This window comes from Candidatus Tisiphia endosymbiont of Nemotelus nigrinus (genome assembly GCF_964026475.1).
Taxonomy (GTDB): domain Bacteria; phylum Pseudomonadota; class Alphaproteobacteria; order Rickettsiales; family Rickettsiaceae; genus Tisiphia.
Genome location: NZ_OZ032151.1, coordinates 873,551 through 894,770, shown reverse-complemented (window position 1 = coordinate 894,770; position 21,220 = coordinate 873,551). Strand labels below are relative to the sequence as shown.

The 21,220-nt window shown below is 32.3% G+C and carries 20 protein-coding genes, 1 tRNA gene and 3 pseudogenes; 11 read left to right on the top strand and 13 right to left on the bottom strand.

Annotated elements, in window-relative coordinates; translation table 11 throughout:
• Positions 1 to 68: 68 nt before the first annotated feature.
• The 3 genes from AAGD39_RS04210 to lpdA form a co-directional block, all read right to left on the bottom strand.
• A complete protein-coding gene (locus tag AAGD39_RS04210; protein ID WP_341756164.1) occupies positions 69 to 758 on the bottom strand; it encodes an RNA methyltransferase in 690 nt (229 codons plus the stop codon).
• Positions 759 to 819: 61 nt separating this feature from the next.
• Positions 820 to 1,290 carry a crossover junction endodeoxyribonuclease RuvC gene (gene ruvC / locus AAGD39_RS04205; protein ID WP_341757228.1) on the bottom strand — a complete coding sequence of 157 codons (471 nt, stop codon included), beginning with the start codon at positions 1,288 to 1,290 and terminating at the stop codon, positions 820 to 822.
• A gap of 67 nt (positions 1,291 to 1,357) precedes the next feature.
• Positions 1,358 to 2,755: a dihydrolipoyl dehydrogenase gene (gene lpdA, locus AAGD39_RS04200; protein WP_341756163.1), complete on the bottom strand. Its 1,398-nt coding sequence runs from the start codon at positions 2,753 to 2,755 to the stop codon at positions 1,358 to 1,360.
• A 311-nt stretch (positions 2,756 to 3,066) separates the two neighbouring features.
• Between lpdA and AAGD39_RS04195 the strand changes: the two are divergent.
• A pseudogene (locus tag AAGD39_RS04195) lies at positions 3,067 to 3,351 on the top strand (transposase); the annotation flags it as partial.
• A gap of 55 nt (positions 3,352 to 3,406) precedes the next feature.
• On the opposite strand, the gene lpxC reads toward AAGD39_RS04195, so the two are convergent.
• The 5 genes from lpxC to rpmF all read right to left on the bottom strand — a co-directional run bounded on the left by lpxC (position 3,407) and on the right by rpmF (position 6,496).
• On the bottom strand, positions 3,407 to 4,267 hold the full coding sequence (gene lpxC, locus AAGD39_RS04190) for a UDP-3-O-acyl-N-acetylglucosamine deacetylase (RefSeq protein ID WP_341756162.1): 861 nt from the start codon (positions 4,265 to 4,267) through the stop codon (positions 3,407 to 3,409).
• A 255-nt stretch (positions 4,268 to 4,522) separates the two neighbouring features.
• Positions 4,523 to 4,831, bottom strand: coding sequence for a MerR family transcriptional regulator (locus tag AAGD39_RS04185; RefSeq protein ID WP_341756161.1), 309 nt, complete (start codon positions 4,829 to 4,831; stop codon positions 4,523 to 4,525).
• Positions 4,821 to 5,078 (bottom strand): HU family DNA-binding protein, encoded by a 258-nt coding sequence (locus AAGD39_RS04180; RefSeq protein ID WP_341757227.1) that lies wholly within the window; start codon positions 5,076 to 5,078, stop codon positions 4,821 to 4,823. Before AAGD39_RS04180 ends, AAGD39_RS04185 begins: the two co-directional genes overlap by 11 nt.
• Before the next feature lie 257 nt (positions 5,079 to 5,335).
• Positions 5,336 to 6,289 carry a beta-ketoacyl-ACP synthase III gene (locus AAGD39_RS04175; protein WP_341756160.1) on the bottom strand — a complete coding sequence of 318 codons (954 nt, stop codon included), beginning with the start codon at positions 6,287 to 6,289 and terminating at the stop codon, positions 5,336 to 5,338.
• Between the two features lie 6 nt (positions 6,290 to 6,295).
• A complete protein-coding gene (gene rpmF / locus AAGD39_RS04170; RefSeq protein WP_341756159.1) occupies positions 6,296 to 6,496 on the bottom strand; it encodes a 50S ribosomal protein L32 in 201 nt (66 codons plus the stop codon).
• 106 nt (positions 6,497 to 6,602) lie between these two features.
• Here rpmF and AAGD39_RS04165 point away from each other — a divergent pair, with 106 nt between their 5' ends.
• From AAGD39_RS04165 to AAGD39_RS04150, 5 genes and pseudogenes are all read left to right on the top strand, one after another.
• Positions 6,603 to 7,064 carry an outer membrane protein assembly factor BamE gene (locus AAGD39_RS04165; protein ID WP_341756158.1) on the top strand — a complete coding sequence of 154 codons (462 nt, stop codon included), beginning with the start codon at positions 6,603 to 6,605 and terminating at the stop codon, positions 7,062 to 7,064.
• A 116-nt stretch (positions 7,065 to 7,180) separates the two neighbouring features.
• Positions 7,181 to 7,255 (top strand) — tRNA-Glu (locus AAGD39_RS04160).
• A 213-nt stretch (positions 7,256 to 7,468) separates the two neighbouring features.
• A complete protein-coding gene (locus AAGD39_RS04155; RefSeq protein WP_341756157.1) occupies positions 7,469 to 8,896 on the top strand; it encodes an adenosine deaminase family protein in 1,428 nt (475 codons plus the stop codon).
• A gap of 87 nt (positions 8,897 to 8,983) precedes the next feature.
• Positions 8,984 to 9,097: pseudogene (locus AAGD39_RS07045) on the top strand (IS4 family transposase); the annotation flags it as partial.
• 222 nt (positions 9,098 to 9,319) lie between these two features.
• The gene (locus AAGD39_RS04150; RefSeq protein ID WP_341756156.1) at positions 9,320 to 9,460 is read left to right on the top strand and encodes a hypothetical protein; all 141 of its coding nucleotides are present in this window, start codon (positions 9,320 to 9,322) and stop codon (positions 9,458 to 9,460) included.
• A gap of 141 nt (positions 9,461 to 9,601) precedes the next feature.
• On the opposite strand, the gene AAGD39_RS04145 is transcribed toward AAGD39_RS04150, so the two are convergent.
• The 4 genes from AAGD39_RS04145 to AAGD39_RS04130 all read right to left on the bottom strand — a co-directional run bounded on the left by AAGD39_RS04145 (position 9,602) and on the right by AAGD39_RS04130 (position 13,901).
• Entirely contained in the window at positions 9,602 to 10,378 is a 777-nt protein-coding gene (locus tag AAGD39_RS04145) for a restriction endonuclease subunit S (protein ID WP_341756155.1), read from the bottom strand.
• Between the two features lie 62 nt (positions 10,379 to 10,440).
• Positions 10,441 to 11,769 (bottom strand): reverse transcriptase domain-containing protein, encoded by a 1,329-nt coding sequence (locus AAGD39_RS04140; RefSeq protein ID WP_341756154.1) that lies wholly within the window; start codon positions 11,767 to 11,769, stop codon positions 10,441 to 10,443.
• Positions 11,770 to 12,583: 814 nt separating this feature from the next.
• Entirely contained in the window at positions 12,584 to 13,534 is a 951-nt protein-coding gene (locus tag AAGD39_RS04135; RefSeq protein ID WP_341756043.1) for an IS481 family transposase, read from the bottom strand.
• 145 nt (positions 13,535 to 13,679) lie between these two features.
• On the bottom strand, positions 13,680 to 13,901 hold the full coding sequence (locus AAGD39_RS04130) for a hypothetical protein (RefSeq protein WP_341756153.1): 222 nt from the start codon (positions 13,899 to 13,901) through the stop codon (positions 13,680 to 13,682).
• A gap of 237 nt (positions 13,902 to 14,138) precedes the next feature.
• Here AAGD39_RS04130 and AAGD39_RS04125 point away from each other — a divergent pair, with 237 nt between their 5' ends.
• The 5 genes from AAGD39_RS04125 to AAGD39_RS04105 all read left to right on the top strand — a co-directional run bounded on the left by AAGD39_RS04125 (position 14,139) and on the right by AAGD39_RS04105 (position 17,750).
• Positions 14,139 to 14,399 carry a hypothetical protein gene (locus AAGD39_RS04125; protein WP_341756152.1) on the top strand — a complete coding sequence of 87 codons (261 nt, stop codon included), beginning with the start codon at positions 14,139 to 14,141 and terminating at the stop codon, positions 14,397 to 14,399.
• Positions 14,400 to 14,846: 447 nt separating this feature from the next.
• Positions 14,847 to 15,584: a DUF1376 domain-containing protein gene (locus tag AAGD39_RS04120; RefSeq protein ID WP_341756151.1), complete on the top strand. Its 738-nt coding sequence runs from the start codon at positions 14,847 to 14,849 to the stop codon at positions 15,582 to 15,584.
• 193 nt (positions 15,585 to 15,777) lie between these two features.
• Positions 15,778 to 16,437: a hypothetical protein gene (locus tag AAGD39_RS04115; RefSeq protein ID WP_341756150.1), complete on the top strand. Its 660-nt coding sequence runs from the start codon at positions 15,778 to 15,780 to the stop codon at positions 16,435 to 16,437.
• Between the two features lie 16 nt (positions 16,438 to 16,453).
• Positions 16,454 to 16,738, top strand: a complete 285-nt coding sequence (locus tag AAGD39_RS04110; RefSeq protein ID WP_341756149.1) for a helix-turn-helix transcriptional regulator — start codon at positions 16,454 to 16,456, stop codon at positions 16,736 to 16,738.
• Positions 16,739 to 16,883: 145 nt separating this feature from the next.
• A complete protein-coding gene (locus tag AAGD39_RS04105) occupies positions 16,884 to 17,750 on the top strand; it encodes a DNA adenine methylase (protein ID WP_375359756.1) in 867 nt (288 codons plus the stop codon).
• A 92-nt stretch (positions 17,751 to 17,842) separates the two neighbouring features.
• Here AAGD39_RS04105 and AAGD39_RS04100 read toward each other — a convergent pair.
• Positions 17,843 to 20,869, bottom strand: a pseudogene (locus tag AAGD39_RS04100) (sodium:solute symporter family transporter).
• Positions 20,870 to 21,220: the final 351 nt, after the last annotated feature.

Below are 21,220 nucleotides of genomic sequence, written 5' to 3'. Positions count from 1 at the left end.
GTGGAACTATAGCTAATTTTTTTATAAAAGCAAAGTGTTTTTAATAAACTTGGCTATATTAACTATTTTTATGAACTTAAAGTTGTAATTATCCCCCTTAAAGTTTGTAGTTCTGCAGTAGATAATTTATCTATACGAGTAAAAATATTCATAATATTTTGCGTCATATGTAATTTCTTCTCAGGAACTTTAAAGAAAGTTTTGTTATTTAATTCAGCAAATAAATGTTCAAAAAAATACCCTAATTCTCCTCTTGACGCTAACTCCTGTTCATTACTAGCATTTATTCTCGACTGTTTATTACGAAATAGCTCATAACATATAATAACTACCGACTGGACAATATTCAGGGAACTAAAATCTCCAGTATTAATGTTAATAATCTTGTGGGCATGAGTAATTTCTATGTTTTGTAGACCACAACTTTCACGACCAAACATGATACCTACCTTAAGACCTACTGGATAATCTTGATTTAAATTCTCTGACAGAACATAATCTTTATTGATATTACGTGATGCTACGCTTGTTGCATATAAATACTCAATATCTTCAATACTTGCTGCCAAACTATCATAAATCTTAGCATTATCTAGGATATCCACCGCCGATACTGCCACACTACGCGCCCGTTTGCTTGGCCAACCATCTCTCGGAGCAACGATTCGCAATTCTGAAGCATTAAAATTTTTCATTGCTCTGGCAACGGCACCAATATTCTCACCCATTTGAGGCTCTACTAAAACAATAATTGGCATACTCAAATCTTTCTATCCTGGATGTTTTTGGTTTCGTGACATATATTTATATATTAATTTTTTAAACTTTTGGGGTATAAGCAAAGCAAACATAAGCCACCGCAAGAGCATCCGCTTCATCAAAGTTACTAATGCTACTTGTCCCTGGTAGTAAAAGCTTAATCATTTGCAAAACTTGATTTTTTTCAGCATGACCATAGCCCACTACCGATTTCTTAATAACATTAGGTTTAAACTCTTGAAAAGCAACATCATATCCTCCAATAAGCGACATGACCGCTCCTCTAGCATATCCCAATTTTAAAGATGATACACTATTCATATTAACGAAGGTCTCCTCCATCGCAACAACAACAGGTTGATATTGTATTATTACCTTTTGCAAGGACGCAACAATGAAAGCTAGTCTTTTATGCATCAGTTCAGTTGATTTAGTCTTTATAACCCCGCTAGCTAAATATTTCAGAGGATCAGTATCAATTACCCCCCACCCCATACCAGCTAAAGATGGGTCAATTCCTAGTATAACCAAAATTATTCTCTCACTAATAGATTTCTTAAAATTATTTGAGTTGATACTCAATAGATGGTAAAGCTTCCTAAAAATTAATAGCCCTCTTATCTATAGCCAAAGCCGCTTCCTTTATGCCTTCACTCAAGGTAGGATGGGCGTGGCAAGTTCTGGCTATATCTTCTGAGGAAGCACCAAATTCCATAAATGCTACAAGCTCTGCAATCATAGTACCAGCTGAAGGACCTATAATATGTGCTCCAAGCACTTTATCCGTTACGCTATCAGCTAATATCTTCACCATCCCATCAGTAGAACCTGTGCTTCTCGCTCGACTATTTGCCAAAAATGGAAATTTACCAACTTTGTAATCAATCTTAGCTTCTTTTAATTGTTCTTCTGTTAAACCAATACTTGCCACTTCTGGATAAGTGTAGATAACACTTGGAATAAGATTATAATTAACATGACCTGCTAAGCCTGCCATAATTTCAGCGGCAGCAACAGCTTCCTCTTCTGCTTTATGAGCAAGCATAGGACCAGCAATTACATCACCGACAGCATAAATATTCGGAATTATTGTTTGGAACTGGCTATTTACCGTAATTCTATTTTGTTTGTCCGTTTCAATAGCTAATTTATCTAAACCTAAATCTGTTGTATGGGCTTTTCTACCAACAGCCAATAGCACTATATCAGCAGTTATTTGTTGCACTAAGTTATCAGCTGTTTGTTGTATATTCAAAATAACTTTTCCTGCTTTTTTCTCAGCAGACAGCACCTTAGTATTTAATCGCAATTCAATAGATTGCTTTTGCAGGATTTTGGTAAATTGACCAATAATCTCTTTATCTAAAGCTGGCACAATACTTCCAGCATATTCAATAACCGTTACTTTAGAACCAAGCCTATTCCATACCGAACCAAGCTCTAAACCGATAGAACCACCACCAATCACTACCATAGTTTCTGGGACTTTAGCAAGACTCAAAGCTCCCGTTGATGAAACTATATATTCCTCATCAACAACAATATTGGGCATTTCAATAATATCAGAGCCAGTAGCAATTAAAATATTTTTAGCCGATATCTGTTCAATTGATGTACCGTTAGTAATTTCGACAAGATTGGCTGAAATAAATTTGGCGCTTCCTGTAAATTTAGTGATTTTATTTTTTGCAAACAAGCTTTCTATGCCTTTGCATAAGTCTGATACTATCTGACTTTTTTTAGTCATCATTTTTTGTAAATCAAGTTTGGCTGAGGTCATAATGCCAATATCGGTACAATGGTTCAATACTTCATGATATTTCTCAGAGAAATTTAGCAATACCTTGGAAGGAATACAGCCAACATTTAGGCAAGTACCACCAAGCGTTACCCTTTTCTCTATACAGGCAACCTTCATACCTAACTGGGCTGCTCTTATTGCTCCTGTATAACCAGCAGGACCACTACCAATCACTATTAAATCAAATTCTTGCATATTATTTTCCTCCATAATAATAACATTATAGACTATAAACATACCAACACTAATAGTTTTCTGAAAAAATAATTGCTTTTTAATTCTTCAGAATCATTAAATAATGTGGTACATCCTTAAAATAGCCTGTAGATGGAGCAAAGCTATCTACTATTTGGAAACCAGCTTTTTTATAGGCACTAATTGCTTTGTAGTTTGATTGATTGGGATCAATTAGCCAAGTACTAGACACTTATATCTTTAAATTATGATATAAGTGTCTAGGATAAAAAAAGAGTTTAATATAGAGAAAGCAATAATAATTTTTCTATATGAGAAGATATGCTTTACGTGATGAACAGTGGGAACGAATCAAAGATATTTTGCCTGGAAGACAGGAGACTGTTGGGATAATAACCAAAGATAACCGGATATTTATCGAAGCTGTCTTATATCAGGATAGAGCTGGTATACCATGGAGAGATTTACCTGAACGTTTCGGGGATTTTAGGGTAATTCACACGCGTCATACAAGATGGAGTACGAAAGGTGTATGGCAAAAGATTTTTGAGAAATTGGCTGAAGATGCTGTAATGAATACACCTTATCTTGACGCATACACAAAGTATATTATAGACTTAAATTTGGATACTTAAGCTCCGTGAATAAAATTTAAATTTCTCTATCACTAACCCATTGATAGGCGCTAGGGTCGCTAAATACTTGTCGTAAAAATTGATTATTTAGAGCATGGCTAGTTTTATAACCAGTGATGTTAGCTATTAGATGACCTCCTGTAGTATATAAATCTCCGAATAGATCGAGAAGTTTGTGCCGCACAAATTCATCGCTATATCTAAGGCCATCGTGATTTATTATAATATCTTGATCTATACCTATAGCATTATCGAGAGAGGCACCACGTGCCAAACCTTTACTTTTTAAATATTCAAGTTCATGAACAAATCCAAAAGTTCTAGCATCAGCAATATTATTTTTGAAAGATTCATTTTCTGAAAAGAGTAAATTTTGCTTACCAATAGCTTTACTAGCAAAATCTATTGTCATATCAATCGTCATGCTACGAGCAGGACTACATACTAACTCGCAATCTTTGTGAATAGCTCTAATTTCTTTTAAGATTTTTAGGTATTTCTTTGGAGCGTTTTGTAATTGTCTGCCAGCACATTCTATCATAAAAACAAATGCTTTACTGCTGCCATCCATTATCGGCACTTCAGGACCATCAATTTCAACTATTAAGTTATCGATTCCACATCCCCAAAGAGCTGCCATTAAATGCTCTATAGTTGAAACAGAAATATTATGCTCATTTTTTATGGTAGTAGATAAAGAAGTCTTTGATACATTCAAACAACTAGCTTGAATAAAATTTATCTCTTGCCTTACATCAGTTCTGACAAAAACAATACCAGTATTTTCTGCGGCTGGCCTTAAAGTCAACTGAGTAATGTTACCAGAATGAACGCCTACCCCGTAACAACTCACGGGATTTAGTATTGATACTTGCATTGGTCAATTCTGCTAATTTAAGAAATCTAAGTCATTTTAGTATTTTAACCGATCATATGCAAGTTACATTATGTTACAAAATATTACGACAGTAGACCCTGTTAATATAACTCTATATTGTTAACGCAATTTGGTATCACTAGTCTTTACTGAGAGTTGTAATAGTAAGGTATTTGAAGTTTATATAGAAAATTTCCTTATACCGAAAATAAAACCTAGACACTTATATCTTTAAATTATGATATAAGTGTCTAGCTATATACCAACCTTAGACAGAATTTGTTGGATAGTTAACGATAAATCATAAAAATTTTTAATTAGGCAATCAATCTTATTTACTTGATTATCCAGTAGGTCAAGAGGCTGTTCTAATTCTATAGGGACACTCTTTGTTGTCATATGGGTCTTCAAATATTCAATATCCTGACTTGTATAATATCGTCTATTACGTATCTTATGTATAGTTAGGTTTGGCAACATACGCTCTAGATATCTTAGCTGGTAAGAGTGAATATTTAGAAGTTTTGTTACTTCCCCAATAGAATAATATTTTTTATCCTGCATTTTTATTAATTAATAATTTTAATTTTCTGGCTGGTATAAAACGTATTACTTCTTTTTCTGGAATTATCACTACTTCTTTTGTATGAAAATTTATACCAGGTCTAGGCTTTTTTATTCTAGTACAGAAAATACCAAAACCTGCTAACGTCAATCTTTGCTTGCTTGCCATTTGCTGAATATTGTTAAATATTTGATTAACTATTTCTTCACATATAAGACTTGATAGCCCCAATTTAGCTTTTAACATACAAGCGATCTTTTCTTTAGTAATAGATGTATAGTTAACTGATTTAGATATACTAGAACTAGTTTCTTTTTCCTCATCATCATAAAATTCCCCTAAATCGACCATATAGCTAACTCAAAAAAGGTTTAGTCTGATAGTAATTGCCACATCCCCGCATAGGCTATAATGACAATCTATGATAGATTCCTGCCTACGCAGGAATGACATATTTTCCGTTAGAACAAATAAACAAATACTATTCAGGTTAGCCATAGTTGTTACCATCTGATTAAAGCCGATCCCCAACTTACTCCAGCACCAATAGCCGTGAAAAGCAATATATCACCTTTTTTAATATTACCATAAGATTTTAAAGAAGCAAGTGCTAGAGGAATTGAAGCAGCGGAACAATTAGCATGTTTTTCCACTGTCTTTACTACTTTACTAGGATCAATTTTTAGTCGTTCTACAACTGCATCTATAATTCTTACATTTGCCTGATGTGGAATAAAATGATTAACATTCTCTACGGTAAAATTATTATTACGCAATATTTCCTCACCTGTCTTACTCATCTTTTCTACTGCATGTCTAAAAACTTCCTGTCCTTTCATTTTTATTGCACCGATTTTGCCATTGCTACTTACACCACCATCAGTGTAAAGAATATCGTGATAACGACCATCCGAATAAATATTACTATCTATTATACCAGAGCTATCATCACTATATTGCAAGACTACTGCACCAGCACCATCACCAAATAAAATACAAGTAGCTCTATCACTCCAATCTATTAGAGACGACATTTTTTCAGCACCAACTAATAATATTGTTTTATATTTTCTGGATTTCATTAAAGAATCAGCAACATGTAAACCGTATACAAAACCCGAACACACTGCTTGTAAGTCAAATGAAGGCACATTACCAAGCCCTAGATAACCTTGTAACTTAGAGGCGGTAGAAGGAAAACTATTATCCGGAGTAGTGGTACAAGTAATTATCAAATCTATAGATGATGCCTTTAATCCAGCGTCATCTATAGCATCCTGACTGGCTTTAACAGCTAAATGTGATGTATACTCATTATCAGCCGCAATATGCCTCTCTAATATACCAGTCCTTGAACGAATCCACTCGTTGTTAGTATCAACCGATAATGATATTTCTGCGTTAGTAACAACACGCTCCGGCAAATAGAAACCACATCCAAGAATTTTACAAGCCATTGTGGTTTATGCTACTTCTTCATCTTTTTCTTGCTTCTTAACAATAACTTGACGACCATTATATGTGCCATCAGCTAAAGATATATGATGAGGAAGTTTATATTCCCCTGTCTGAGAATCTATTATTACATTAATTTTACCAAGCGCAAGGTGAGAACGTCTCATATTACGTCTTGATTTTGATGTTTTCTTTTTTGGAACTGCCATATTGCCTCTTAAAAATTACACTTTAGGATAAAAAGTGTTTGTCAAATCGATGGAGCAGTATATTATACTTCCATTACAAAATCTAGGTATTTTAAACATAAAATTTATGAAATTTATTATAATTCGAACTTTTCTTATTTCATCTATGTTACTCACATTGTGTAGTTGCCAAACTATAGAATCAAGGGGACAGTATGTTGATGATAATTTATTAGATACACTTAAAGAAAAAAGATTTAACAAATCGAAAGTAGAAGATTTAATTGGTACACCAACAATTATACCCGACTATACTCCTAATACTTGGTATTATGTTCAACGTTCTTTAGCTAGGAGAGCATGGTTTGAACCAAAAGTAATGGAACAAAAAATAGTAAAAATTACTTTTAATAAAAAAAATGTAATTGAGGAAGTTTTAGTACTTAGTGATTCGCATAAAGATGATATAACTATAATGGGGGAATATACGAAAACTTATGGTACAGAATTAAACGGACTACAAAAATTTGTAAAGAATATTGGTAGGTTTAATAAAACTACTGAGGGAAAAAAGAAAAAGAACCGATAAAATCATGCTTGCAATATTTCATGGATACTGTATAAAATGAACGCTGATAGTTCTTAAATCATTCGAACATACTCCTTGCAAATTTAAGAGTATATAGACGAACTTAAAGAGTTTATGGCCCCTTCGTCTAGCGGTTAGGACGTTACCCTTTCACGGTGAAAACACGGGTTCAAGTCCCGTAGGGGTCACCAATACTCTGTTGTTATTAGTATATAGCTTGTAATTATTACAACCTACGTGAATGCGATATAACTGGCCCATTCCATTAACATTCACTTTGTGCTTTTACTAAACACACGTAATGCAAAAATAATTATATGATAACTAATATTAGACTTCAAGAAGCCCGTGATTTCACCAAGACTTATTACTCCAATACTTATTAATTGGTAGTATATTTAATAATGCAGACTCACGCAGACACTGTAAAAACAAATGAAAATGATCATTATCTCATTACACGTGATTACTACAATAATTTAATAACTTCCAATGATCCCCCTATAGCAGAGATTGGCATGTTGGTAAATATATTGCCCAAGGGTGGTGATATTCATCATCATTTTATCGGTGCTATTCATGCCGAAACTCTCTTAGATTATGTTAAAAAAGAAGGGTTCTGTATTGATCCTAACAGTTATCAAATTCTTAAAAAACCTACAAAAACATCTATGACTGTAGACGAACTTCGTGCTGATATACCGAAATATAATCAGCTTTTGTCAGTTTGGTCAACAGCAAATTTTAGCAATCATTCTCGCGAGCAATTAGCACCGGATGAAAGATTCTTTGATTGTTTTAACTATTTTTGTTTCTTAGAAGACTATATTATTCAAGATGGTTTGATGGATTTAAAGAAAAGAGCGGAAGCAGAAAATGTACAATATATAGAAACTATATTCCCTTTTGCCCCTATTAGTACAAATGTTGCTCTAGACGATATCAACAAATTAACAAGCAATACAGATGACCTTACTATTAATCAGGTTTTAGAAAAAGCTATGTTGTTGTTAGAACAGGATAAAGTTATACAGCAAGATATTACTTACTATTCAACGATGGTAACAGATAAATCTAGAGATATTGATGATGAGCGGTTTACCATGAGGTTTCAACCATATGTATTTCGTGGTAATAAACCCTCTCTGGTGTTTTCTGGCTTGTATTCCGCTTTCTCTTTGGCACAAAATAATCGTAAAATAGTTGGTGTAAATATAGTGGGGGCAGAACATTTAGTTGTTGCTATCAACGATTATACATTACATATGAAAATGTTTCGTTTTCTTAAACAGAAATTTCCTAATGTTAAATTATCCTTGCATGCGGGTGAATTAGCATTAGGGCAAGTTCCTCCAGAAGGGCTACGCCATCATATTCGTGATGCTATATTGATAGCTGATGCAGATCGTATTGGTCACGGGGTAGATATTATGCATGAATCTAATCCTTACCAACTAATAAGTACATTACTGGAAAAGAATGCACTTATTGAAATTAATTTAACTAGTAATGAATTTATTTTAGGCATTGCAGGTGATAACCATCCTATCAAGCTCTATATGCGTTATGGGATACCAATTGCCATTTGTACTGATGATGCAGGAGTATCCCGCAATAATTTAACTCAAGAATATTTATTATTTATTAGTCGTTATAAGCCTTCTTATGATCAATTAAAACAAGTCGTCTACAATAGTATTAAATATTCTTTCTTAACGGAAGAGGAAAAGAAAAAACAACTGAATTTGCTCGATAAAAAGTTTGTTCTTTTTGAAGAAAGTATAGCTAGTCGACCCGTCAAAAGTCTAGAATATAACAACTACTATATTTAAATGCAAAAGGCGTCATTATATAGTTAAAAACGGATTAACTTATTTTTTTTGGTTTGACAATTGGGGTCACTATAGTTCACACAGCCTAGGGGTTTTAATTTTGAAAATACTCATTTGGTACATTTAGATAGAATAAGCAAATTACTAGGAATATTAGCTATAGCTTTTACATTTGCTTATACTGTTGGCATATGGAGACATTCCATTAACCCGGATATTGCATGAAGGTATCAATATTTATCTCTGAACCCCTTGTAATATAAGGAGTTTGGAAGAATTGCACAAAAATACAAATTGTATATTTAAAATTTTATATACTTTAGCCTGTAGCCCTCATGAGACAAAGGCTAGCACAATTGGTTCATTTCTATCATGCAATATCCGGGTTAAACCTATAAAATGAAAGCCCACGGTAGAAAAGCAATGTCAATTTTCAGATATGGACTTGATTATTTACAAAGAACATATTTAAATCAAGATAAAATGCATAAGGAACTAACTAGCATTATTGACATGTTTATTAAACCATTAATTCCCAGATTGCCCATTATTATGTCATATTAATCTTTTTGTCATGTACTGAGCGAAGCGACTAAAAAGTTCTGAGATGTTTTATCATGTCGTGTTGCGATAGCCCTATATTGCTTAAATTTTGCAAAAAAATTCTCAATTAAATGTCTAGCTTTATGCATATCTTTATCATAATCAATCTGGATTACGCGATTCTTTTTTGGAGGGAATTACAGCTATTATACCTTCTTCTTTTAGCTTATTTCTCATACGTTCGTCAGCATCATAACCTTTATCAGCAACTACAGAATCGGGCAGGTTCATACATGAGTTATGGAGTTTAGACTGAAAAAAAGCACCCTCTATGCTATTTTTCATATCCATTTCTAATAATTTGATTTTATTTTTAAAATCTTCGATTTCCTGCTCTTTTGTTTGATATAATTTAATAATATTTTCTTGCTCTTCTAAACTTGGTATTGGTATTTTTATCTTTTTTATATCTGTATTATTAAGGTGCAATATATTAGCTCCTCTTGCATATTTAGCCAATTCACTTTTTAATGGATAGCTTAAGACTAAAGATAAATACTGCGGATTTATTCTATTTTTATCATGTATTCTGATAATGTTAATATCACTACCTATAATAACATTGCTTTTACATAAAGTTCTTGCTATTGCAATGCCATCTGCATCGGCAGTTGTTGTTGATGGTATTAATACATCACCTTCTTTTGATAAAACTTTTCCTTTTAAATCGGTTCTGCTGTAGATTTCCTTTATAAATAGATTATTATATAATGTATACAATTCGCCATATAAAATACATTCATATTTTTCATTACTACCAATTTTTGTTTTAGACAAGCCGTTTCCTTTTAAAAACTCTATATCATTACACTTTTCAAGCTCTTTTAAAGAAAATTTTTGAAAAGCAAAATTATATAGAGTAGACGTAAGCGTTGCCACTTACGCCCCTCGTTAGAACCTCATCGTGCCCTATTAAGGCAATGGGCTCAAGATATCATCATTCACATACTGCCTTGCATTAAGGAGTGGTATATTCTTACCTTTGGTAATGGATTGCATTCGATAAACAGACAAAACTTCTCCCAACTGAATGATTCTCTTTGGCTGCGACGATTTAACCACTTAAACAATGTCTTCACTGATTGCCTTATGAAGCCATTCACTGCTTTAATATTAAAAGTCACACCATAATACTGTATATGCCCTCTCAACTTGCTACAAAAACTTCTCCATATGACATGCAGTTTATGCTTGTTTCTAATGTCCTTACACCAGTCATTGACCTTCTTCAGTTTGGCACTTATTCGTTTACTACAACTCTTTACCTTAGGTATTATTTTACCTTTCCTAGACTTACCAAAATAAAAGGTGAAACCCAAAAAATCAAAAGCCTCTTGCCTTTCGTTCTGAGAAAATTTTCTCTTTGAAAATCTAACCATTTTGGTCTTTTCTTCGTTGAGTTTAAGTTTGTACTTCTCAAGTCGTTTTGCTAAAGCTATTTTTATTCTCTTGGCGTCCTCCTGGTATCTACAACATATTACACCATCATCACAGTAGCGAAATAATGCTACTGTTCCTCTGCAATGTTGCTTTACCACTTCTTCAAACCATTCATCTAAAACATAGTGAGCAAAAATATTTGCAAGGATGGGACTAGCAATGTTTCCTTGAATCGTCCCTTCTTCTTGAACAATCAGTTCTCCTTCAGACAATATTCCAGCTTTAAACATGCGGATTATATATCTTATTAGTTTCTTGTCATGAATTTTCTCTTGCAGCATTTCTATCAATATCCTTCTATCAATAGTACCAAAGAAGTTAGCCAAATCTAGGTCTATTACACTCTCTACCTCATTGCTATAAAGATGTTGCGTTAATCCTCTTATTGCATCATGACACCCTATTCCCGTTCTGAAACCATAGGAACATTCCAAGAATATTGGCTCATATATACTTTCAAGCACTTTGTGCATCATCTTCTGACATATTTTATCTTCAAAGTTGCTGATACCTAAAGTTCTAGTCTTGCCATTGCTTCCTTCTTTCGGTATTTTTACCTCTCGAATATTGCCCGGTATGTAAGCCATCCTCTTTAGTTTATCAGACAATTTTCCAATATTTTCTGTAAGTTTTAAGCCATAATTAGTTTTGTTTACTCCATCTACTCCAGTTGCTTTCTTAACATCCAGCTCATGATAGCAGACAGCAAGTGCGTTCTCACTAAACAAATGCATGAGGTTGTTAAATCTCTTACTTTTATCCAATGAAGATAACCATGCTATTCTCTTTAGTTTTGTTTCTGTTATTACTTGATAATCTGTTGTTATCATAACATTTCCCTCTAGAGATCGATTTTACCCACCAGCCTTCCCTCCATTGGCATTACCCAATTTCATCAGTACTATGCTGGATCTGACTTCCTATATTTCTTTTCAGCTTCCTCGCTTTTACACTTGTTAGCTAATACTCCTAATTCAGAGAAAATATAGGATATCCCACGTTTATAAATAAACTTTTATTACATGCCATGTTCTCAGACCCCGGAGATCCCATACATATCTGCCTATTTATGATATGTATGTTGTTGCATTCCTGTTTATTGACACAGTCTGCGATCTCAAAAGAAGACATTAACGAGGCTCAATTGCTTCAACCTTACGGCTTACGGCCTATAATATTTCTGTCTACGCTTAACTGACTTTGTTACCAAACTCAGCTCAAGACTCGATACATAGTGTGCTAGGTCAACACTTCTATGGCTGCTCTTGCAACAGCTAGCTTATTTACACTTCGTGGCGCACCAATAATGTGCCTTAGCCCTGATGGAATTCGCTACTAACTTACGAACTTTAACATTATCATTGCGACGGCTTCTATGAGCCTATGACGGTATCAGTTTTTTCGTAAGCTAAGGTTTGTCTTATTCACCATCAATATTATCATCTCTCGCATATTCCTTGGTAGGAATTCCTTACTTTAATTATTTTATTCCAACCGCTGATTTTTTAAAATTTAAACCTTAATTATTTAAATTTTTAAAAAATCAGCCACCATCATAAAAATAATTAATATTAAACTTTTAGTAACATACTTTTGTTTCACTATATGTCTAATCATTTCTCAGTACCGTAAATACTACTTTTGCTAGGTGTTTAGTCCCAGGGAGTGGAGGTTAGGGTTAATAATAAATTTATTTGGATCAGATGTCCATGTTTTTATGATAAATTCATAAGGAGTTAAACCTTTAAGAGCTTTAAGTCTTTTTGCGAAATTGTAGGCATTGATAAAATCATATAAATGTTGTTTAAGTTGCTGATGATTGTCATAATAAAAACGTTTAACAGTTGCCTCTTTAATAGTACGATTCATACGTTCTACCTGTCCATTAGTCCATGGATGATTAACTTTTGTTAGCCTGTGTTCAATATTGTATTCATAGCAAATACGATCAAAAATATGCATCCAAGCATGCTTATCTACTGTTCTGTTAGTAAATTGAATACCATTATCTGTCAAAATAGTATGAATTTTATAAGGTATAGCTTTAATTAAATTACGAAGAAATTGTGCTGTTTCTGTCTTGGTACATCTTGGTAAAAGTTCTACATACACAAACTTTGAAGTGCGATCAATAGCAACAAATAGATAGAGTTTACCTTCTTCTGTTTTGACTTCAGCAATATCTATATGGAAATAACCAATTGGATAAAGTTTAAACTTCTTCTTGGTTTTGTTATTTCCTTTTACTTCCGGTAACCTACTAACATTATGGCGTTGAAGAAGTCTATGTAAAGAAGATCTAGTAAGCTTGGGAATACTAACTTGTAAAGCATATAAGCAATCATCTAAAGATAATAAAGTGTGTTTACGAAATGCTATACACATAGCTTCTTCTTCAGAAGTTAATACTGTAGAAGATGGTTCTTTGGGACCCATACAAGTATCTTGTAATGTAGTTCGTTTCTTCCACTTAGCAACTGTTTTAGGATTAATAGAATATTTTCTTGCTAAAGTCTTTAAGCTCTCTTGACTATTTTGGATTGCGAAACGTATTGCCTCTGTCGTTTTGGCACAGCCGTGTAATATTTGTCCCATAATTCCTCTCTTGATGGTAATTCTTTATAATATACAACATTACACCCTGGGACTAAACACCTAGCTAAGGTTTAATTTTTTATCCTTCAGCTCTGTTGCACTGTTGCTAATTTAAAGTCCTATTTTTTAGCTCATATTGTCCATCCTATGGTATTTTCTTATCCCTTTGCTTTTTTATTTTGTAATTTATAATTTCTTGGCAGAAGCCAATTAGATTCCTAGCTGCTGCGTGAGTTTCTTGGTTAGTGAGCTTTTTGTCTTTACCAATAATTTTTAATCTGTTTATGATTGCTTGATAAATTTCCTCTGATGCTCGTTTATCATTGTCTATTTTCTTTGTTATCTGATGTATATAGGCATTTTTCATAATATTCCTCTGTTGTTAATCTTTCAGCCCTACTGTTTTTATATTACTGTTAACTACTTCTTTTTGATTTACAATAGTCATTTCATAACGTGAAATGATCTACAACCGATAAACTCCTGCCTTATTTGGTTTTATATGTAAAAAAAATTTCATGATGTGAAATTTTTTTTAAATTCTTTGTATTTAGACAACTAATAGTGTTTTGTTAATAAGGATTAAATCTTAATACTAATCGCTATGAAATTACTCACATGGTTAGAATTGTCTAAAGTGTCCGTACGAGAATTTGCTAAAATAATAGGTAAGAATCAAAGTTTAGTACATAAATATGTCTACGAAGAAACAATACCTGGACCTAAAGCTATGCTCAAAATTTACACGGTTACTAAGGGAGCAGTTGATGCCAACATTTTTTTTAAGCTTTCTGACCAAATATTTGAAGAAGAACTAAAAAATAAAAAGAACCCTCCCAAACCTGAAATAGATTTTAGCTACTGATACTGTCAGTTCGTTATAAATCTCCATTTTTATCGACCAATTACTTAGGCAGTAAGTGGTAGAGAATAGTCTTATTTTTATTACATTATAATCATTTAAGTTGATTATATGTTTTTATAGTTAAGCGAAACAACAAGGTTATTATTAGTTGTAAATATCAATAAAATCTTCTTAATTTTAGGCATTAAGTGATAAAAGTTATCCACAAAATCCGTGCATTAATTTGTGGATAAATATGTGTGTAATATGTGGATATCACGTGGATAAGTTTTTTTACCCTGTGGATAAGAGGTAAAATTTGGATTTTTTTATAACTTTTTTGGGATTTTTTTTGCATTTTTTTAGGTTTTTTTTTGATTTATACGCTCGTATAGTTTTTTTTGCCATTTCTTGAGGGTTTTTTATGAGTTTTTACAGCTAAATTATCTAAAATTATAGGAGATTATTATGTTAAAATCTAAGAGCAAACCCTTTTCTCTATCATCTTTTCTTCATGGCACTAATTTACTTAGACATGATGAATTAGGAATTTACATTAGACTACTTGAACATATGTGGATAAGTGGCGGAAAATTGCCAAATAATGACCAAAAATTAGCACATTTTTTAAATATTTCGCTAAAAAAATGGCAAAATTATAAAAAAATTTTGCAAAATTTTTTCATTTTTTCTGATAAAACTTTTACACATTTGAAGTTGAAAAACGAATACCAAAAACTCATAAAAGTATCACAGCAAAATTCCTTGAATATAGCAAAGAGATGGGAGAAACATCGCAGTCAACTTATCGAATTCGCAGGGGAAAAAGATACCCCCTCTAATGATACGACCGTATATACGACCGTAATACGATCGTATTACCTACGCGCGCACGCGTCTAAAGATAATTATATTGATATAAGATTAGAGGATGATGATAGGCATGTGGATAAGTCACCAGTGATTGCCAAATTAGCAAAAACCGAAATAGCTGAACTAACTCAAAAGCTACAAAGGTTGTTCAATAAGCACGATATGCCTTTACCAACAGATGCGTCGTTGCTTATAGAATGGTTAGAAAGCGGTATTAGCAAAGATTTTATCTACCAAAAAATCGAGCAAGTAGTAGTTCGCATTTGCCAGCATCAACTTCAACACCCAAGGTCATTTGCTTATTTCACTGCAGAGATAAAACGATACTGTTAGGCGGGGTAGTGGCAAGTGGAAGTTAAAGGTACATTTGATAAAATAAATTTCACAATATGAAATAATTTAAATTATTTTTTTGCTTTAGTCTTTCTTTTTAATACAAAAGATCATTTCATGCAATGAAAAGCCTATTGTTTTAAGAAAAATCCCTGTCATAATCTGAACAATAACAGCAATTAGAGTAAAAATTATGAACAAAAAAGCTATCAAATATGGATTACAACTTGATTTAGTTGAACAAGAGCATGATTTTTACCAAAGCAATGAGAGTAATTATGAACAAAGGGATAAACAAACAGCTGAAAATACAATGAGTAAATGTTTAATCAATCAATTTGTTTTTGCTGAGTTAGTAAAAAATGAATTACAAGCAAAGATAACTGACCAATTGACGGCTATATTTAGCTTAAATATTCAGGAATTTGGCTATCGTCAATTTTTAAGCGATGGGACAACTATGGGCTTTTGCACAAGAAAATTTTGCACCAAAAATATTAACAATAGCCAAAATATCCAAAATAAAAATCTAAGCTACCAATCTCTAATACAATTCTACAGTCAGCAAGCATGTAACAGTTTTGCCATTTACCAAAGAACTAAAGATAAAATTGAAGGGTTTTACTTTTTGCCATCAACTAATAGTCCGGAAATTATTAGCTACTACCTTAGCAACTTTGAATCTTTTGAACAGTTTATTAGTCTTGTAAGTCTTTATGTTAGCCTAGTTCTAGGTAGTATAAGATGCAGTAATTCATACTGCCAAAACTTACACAATAATAACTTATACGTAAAAATTTTTAGCCCCAATAGCTTGGCAGAATTATTTCCTGAAAGGGTTTTAAGCAACTAACTAAAATAACCCTATTATGAAAATAACTAAAATTAACGTAAAATATTTAGGCAAGTCTTTCATTCTTACTCAAAGAGCTATGGAATGCCTGATACTTGCAGCTCTCGGTTTTCCTAAAAAGCACATAGCAAGTAGATTAGGCATATCGTACAGAACTGCAGAAAAACATATAACAAATGCTAAAAATAAAATTGGTATTTATAACCATAGACAATTAATTGATTTTCTGTTTTCTAGCCAAATATTTAAGCACCCTGCTACTGCTAGTATTGCAAGTAGCATCACTCAATATAAAAATTAATTATTTTAAATTGATCATTTTTATTTCTTAAATTTCTACTATGGTATGAAGTTTATTAGCAAGAATAATAGGTGAAAATGCCAACTATTCGTTTTTAGTTAATCTCTTATGATTTTCTAGAGAATAATTAAAGAATGAACTAAACATGATGCAACAACAAACTTTTATAAATGACAATACAAGCATAGCAATTACTAAAATAACTGCCATTAACCCTACTAACTCAATTATTAGACCGTTCTTCCAATGGCTAGGGGGCAAAAGAAAAATAGTTGATAAACTGATAGAACGCATTCCGTTAGGTTTAAATAATTATTATGAGCCTTTTCTTGGTGGTGGAGCACTGTTTTTTCAAATAAAAAATATATTTAATAAATGTTTTCTATCTGACATTAATCTTGAGCTTGTCACCAGCTATAATGCTGTTAAAAAGAATCCAGCAAAAATTATAGAGCTATGTGAATCATATCGGCTAAAACATAATAAAGAATATTATAACCAAGTTAGAGATAACAATATTAATAGCAATGACCCTACTGAAATTACAGCAAGATTTTTATATTTAAATCGATATTCTTTTAGGGGAATATACCGAGTGAATAAACATAATCAAATTCTAATGTCTTGCTCTAGCAGAAACTATGCTAATTCTGATAATTTTATTACTACACTTAATCAATGTAGCAGTACTTTACAAGATACGACAATTTACGCAGGAGATTTTTCTTTTATAGAACCACAAGCTAATGATTTTGTTTACTTTGATCCGCCATATCATAAATCAGGTGAATGTTTTTATACTAGAGTACCGTTTGCTGAAAATGATCAAGTAAGGCTTAAGAGCTTTGCTATAGAATTATCTAACAAAGGAACCAAGCTTATGATCTCTAACAGTGATACCAGCTTTATTAGAGAGTTATATAAAGATTTTAACATTAGTACTATTACAATCAAATATTCGATATCAAATTACCGAAGAACATCTAATGAAGTGTTAATAACAAATTACTGAGTACGACATGATCAAGGAGCGATCCTCTGTTAGAACTTACTATTACCAACATACTTTTGGTTTAAAAAGATGTTGGTAATAGCCACCATTTTTCAAATAACCTTAATATTGGTAATTTCTTCTTTTTTAATTAAGGTAGCTTGCTCAATAATATCAAAGTCAACTCCTGCTTTCAGTAATTTTTGTGCTATGTTTAATCTGTCATCCTTTTGTTCCTGTAAAAATATTTCTGTAATCTTTTCAAAGTTCTCAATCCTTATATCAGGCAAATCCATTACTTTAGGTCGAATCTCCTTAATATTAGCAGGAATAGTGATATTATAATTTATACCTTTATCTTGGTTATTATCAACCTTAAAATTCCCATAGTGAGCATCTATAATATTAGAACATTCAAAAAAAGTTAGTTCATTAGTTTGCCTAAAAGTTGGAGTAAAAATTAATTTAAGTTGTTGTTCAGTAAGGTGATCTCCTTGATTTTTTATTGTTAGTCTTATTGCTTCAATTGGTTTTTTACTTTTAGTAGTTTTTGATATATTTAGTTCAAAATCTAGAATATCATCCTCTAGAAAAATACCCACCAGATTACTATCGACATTATTGTTGATAGCATGAATCAACAGGCTTTTTATTACTTCCTTCAGTTTTTCTGGGTCGCATATTATGTTAGGATATTTTATTTTATATTGACTAACAAATCGTAATGGTTGTTCAGATAATTTTTCACATTCTACTACTACTTCATTTACTAAATCCATAATGTTAACTTTAGTAAGCTTAATATGCACTTGACGTCTTACTCTGTGAGTAATAGTCGAAAGATATAAAACTCCTGCCTCTATTCGTTTTGCCACTTCACATAAGTCTTCAGTAATCCGAGAAATTTGGTCTTTATTAGCTGTTTTTTGTAGTTTTGTATATAATGCTTTAAGTTGGAGTTGCAAGCTATGGAGTTGTTGTTGTTCCTGACCTTCTATTCTACTAAAAAACTCTTCTTCATGTTGTGCCACTTTTATCAAATCATGAGTTAGTTTTCTTGATTTCTTTTCCCATGCACTCTTCATGGTTTCATATAATTCTTCATATTTTAGTTTTGGTTTTAGAAATGCTATTGATACACTACTCAGTAGCAACAAAAATAAATTTATTTGAAATTGAATACTACCTAAATTACTAGTTAAATAGTCTTTACCCATGCAACATTTAAAAAATTGCAATGATGTGAATGTACCAAAAATTGTGATAAATAAAGCTATCTGCCACCTAAGCAATATTCCCGTAACTAATAAGTTAATAATAAATATCATTAATTGTAGTTGATGAAATTCGCTAATCATAATCAGCATAATTCCAACACAAACCAACAGATATAAAACACCTAGATTCCAAGCTAATGCTATAAAGCTCTCGTTTCTAAATTTATGAGGCCATATCGGATAAATTGCAAGCCCGGTAGCTATTATTAATACTGAATGATAAATGAAGTGATAAATATCAGCATATTTTGTGCTATAAGATTCTGAAATAGTAAATAACGATGAATAAGTGGATATTATTGCAAAGAAGCCAAATAGAAAATAAGTAATTTCATTTTTTGGTAGATTACCTTTACAAAAATTTATCAGATTAAATTGTTTGATTAAACTAATAATTCTTCTGAATTTTCTTTTACGTTCAAGTCTAAGAGCGATTATAGGGCTGGGATCTTTTACACCAATCCAACCACCAGCTTGTTTAAAAAAGTAATGGATAAACATCAAAGTTAACAAATTAGCTACCATAGCTGGTACGACAGGCTTCATTTTTACACCTAAGACTTTAAAACTAACTACTGTAATAAATCCAGCAAACATTCCTGTTAATACTGCTTTACTGCTACTACGAAAGCCTAGGATTGCTAAAAGGAAAGGTACAGAAACTACAGGCATATAAAAACCTAATATTTCTAACAGTAAATCAAATATACTACTTTCTTTTAAAGCTAGGGAAATAGCAGAAATACCAACAAAAATAGCAAAAACACGTAATATAATTAGATCACTAAGATTACGAATCTTTTTTATAATCTCAAAATCTAATAATTTTAAAATATCATTAGTAAATAATACAGCTGCAGAGTTAATATATGAGTCTGCCGTAGACATGATTATCGCAATAATACCTATAGCAGTAAGTCCTCTTAATCCTTGATAGCTGTAATTCTCTATAATATGGGCTAACAAGTTATTGGGATTAAGATTAGGATTGTCTGCCAGTAATAATATTCCAACCCACATTATTACTACTAACATCACAAGACATATTAAACCTGCTGTTATAAAAGACTGTCTAGCTTGTATGATGTTCTTAGCCATTGCCAATCTTTGAAAGAAAACCGGTTGAAAACCTGGAATTAGAAAAAATAATAACGTCAAAAAAGAACTTATAGACTCAGAGTTGAAATTAAATAGTTGCCTATAATCAAATAAAGGATTCTCATTAATTGTTACAAAAACTTTATGAGGATCATGCAGAGTTCCCCAAATGATCAGGGTAATTATAGGAATAATAGTACCAAAAGTAAGAAATTGTATTATATCTGTAAAAGTAACAGCCTTTATACCACCAAAAGCTGAATATAATATTACTATAACAGCACTTGCCAAAACAGCATAAAAACTAGAAACATTAAAGAAAAGTTGTAACATGGTAGATGAAACCTTAAATTGTTATGCAACTATTCCTGTGCAAAGGAAAATGCCTACTATAGCTGTAATCAATTGAACTTTCTTACCATAAAGAGTACCCATGGCTTCAGCTATGGAAAGATTACCCAAAAACTCTGCCATACGTGGAGCTAATAAGTAACCAACAATTATGAGAGCTAAAGGTTCACCAATTGCCGGAATGATAAAGTATAAACCTTGTTTATAAGATTCACTGACTGCTCCAGAAAAGAAACCACCACCAATACAAGTGGCAATAATTGTCGCAGTTATAGTGCTGGTGGAGAAATTGCGGTTGCCTATAGCATATTCGTTAATATTTTTTATACCACGACTAAAAAATAGACCTACTGCTAAGGTAAAAATTAAAAAAGTGACAAAAATGATTGTATCCAAATCCCAACTTAAGTGCATATAATCTTCCCCTGAATGTCAAAAAATTGTAAATTTTTGACCACCAAAGACAAGATTTTTAGAAGAAGTGAATCTAGATTGGTGATCGGGGGTTCGAAAGACTGCTAACAGACAGCTATGGTAACCGTCTGGCTTAAATGTAAACACTTAAGCCAAACTCTACCATCCCCCCGACCATAAAAGACCGAGAAGCATCATTTTTACGGTTGATGCATACCGCCGTTAGATAGAGGCTTTCGAACCTCTAGAATTACTTTACAGTAATCCCGCCTTAGATTTTAATATATATACACATCTAAAGTCAATATAATGTTTTTATATAATAATTCTAAAATATATTGACATAGTATG

What these genes read in the sequence shown, in the direction of transcription:
- AAGD39_RS04115 (WP_341756150.1), top strand. Translation starts at nt 15,778, where the DNA reads ATGAACAAAAAAGCTATCAAATATGGATTACAACTTGATTTAGTTGAA.
- AAGD39_RS04120 (WP_341756151.1), top strand. Translation starts at nt 14,847, where the DNA reads ATGTTAAAATCTAAGAGCAAACCCTTTTCTCTATCATCTTTTCTTCAT.
- AAGD39_RS04210 (WP_341756164.1), bottom strand. Translation starts at nt 758, where the DNA reads ATGCCAATTATTGTTTTAGTAGAGCCTCAAATGGGTGAGAATATTGGT.
- AAGD39_RS04185 (WP_341756161.1), bottom strand. Translation starts at nt 4,831, where the DNA reads ATGCAGGATAAAAAATATTATTCTATTGGGGAAGTAACAAAACTTCTA.
- AAGD39_RS04130 (WP_341756153.1), bottom strand. Translation starts at nt 13,901, where the DNA reads ATGAAAAATGCCTATATACATCAGATAACAAAGAAAATAGACAATGAT.
- AAGD39_RS04165 (WP_341756158.1), top strand. Translation starts at nt 6,603, where the DNA reads ATGAAATTTATTATAATTCGAACTTTTCTTATTTCATCTATGTTACTC.
- AAGD39_RS04135 (WP_341756043.1), bottom strand. Translation starts at nt 13,534, where the DNA reads ATGGGACAAATATTACACGGCTGTGCCAAAACGACAGAGGCAATACGT.
- AAGD39_RS04180 (WP_341757227.1), bottom strand. Translation starts at nt 5,078, where the DNA reads ATGTTAAAAGCTAAATTGGGGCTATCAAGTCTTATATGTGAAGAAATA.
- AAGD39_RS04105 (WP_375359756.1), top strand. Translation starts at nt 16,884, where the DNA reads ATGATGCAACAACAAACTTTTATAAATGACAATACAAGCATAGCAATT.
- AAGD39_RS04150 (WP_341756156.1), top strand. Translation starts at nt 9,320, where the DNA reads ATGTCAATTTTCAGATATGGACTTGATTATTTACAAAGAACATATTTA.
- AAGD39_RS04175 (WP_341756160.1), bottom strand. Translation starts at nt 6,289, where the DNA reads ATGGCTTGTAAAATTCTTGGATGTGGTTTCTATTTGCCGGAGCGTGTT.
- AAGD39_RS04140 (WP_341756154.1), bottom strand. Translation starts at nt 11,769, where the DNA reads ATGATAACAACAGATTATCAAGTAATAACAGAAACAAAACTAAAGAGA.
- AAGD39_RS04155 (WP_341756157.1), top strand. Translation starts at nt 7,469, where the DNA reads ATGCAGACTCACGCAGACACTGTAAAAACAAATGAAAATGATCATTAT.
- rpmF (WP_341756159.1), bottom strand. Translation starts at nt 6,496, where the DNA reads ATGGCAGTTCCAAAAAAGAAAACATCAAAATCAAGACGTAATATGAGA.
- lpxC (WP_341756162.1), bottom strand. Translation starts at nt 4,267, where the DNA reads ATGCAAGTATCAATACTAAATCCCGTGAGTTGTTACGGGGTAGGCGTT.
- lpdA (WP_341756163.1), bottom strand. Translation starts at nt 2,755, where the DNA reads ATGCAAGAATTTGATTTAATAGTGATTGGTAGTGGTCCTGCTGGTTAT.
- AAGD39_RS04110 (WP_341756149.1), top strand. Translation starts at nt 16,454, where the DNA reads ATGAAAATAACTAAAATTAACGTAAAATATTTAGGCAAGTCTTTCATT.
- AAGD39_RS04125 (WP_341756152.1), top strand. Translation starts at nt 14,139, where the DNA reads ATGAAATTACTCACATGGTTAGAATTGTCTAAAGTGTCCGTACGAGAA.